At 64.3% G+C, this 375-nt stretch carries 1 pseudogene; it reads right to left on the bottom strand.

What is annotated here, in order from left to right:
• Positions 1-375: pseudogene (locus tag PZA18_RS24385) on the bottom strand (hypothetical protein); the annotation flags it as partial.

The following is a 375-nucleotide window of genomic DNA, read 5'->3' as shown; positions in this document are numbered from 1 at the left end:
GGGGTTTCCAGGCGGCCTGTTTGGGCGGTTTGGCCGTATCCAGCCGTAGCAGCGGGGTGAAGCTGCCGGGGCGGTAGACGATGCGGCTTTGCCGGTCGGGGTTGTCAATCAGGCACAGGCGGTCGCCATCCCAGCCATACCAGGTGATCTGGTCACCGGTCTGCTTGGCGATGCGGCGGCCGAAGGCGTCGTAGTCGTACCAGGTGGTACGGCTTTGGCCATCGTGTTCGGTACGCTTGCTGCAGTGCAGTTGATGCAGGCCGTCATAGCCCAGATGCAGGCGACACGGCCCTGCGTGATCGTAACGCTCGACCAGATTGCCGTGGGCGTCGTACCGGTAGTCGATGGCGCCATCGAAGTCGATCCGGTTGCCGG

Source organism: Parachitinimonas caeni, from assembly GCF_030129945.1.
Classification (GTDB): Bacteria; Pseudomonadota; Gammaproteobacteria; order Burkholderiales; family Chitinimonadaceae; genus Parachitinimonas; species Parachitinimonas caeni.
This window is presented reverse-complemented; position numbering and strand designations above follow the sequence as displayed.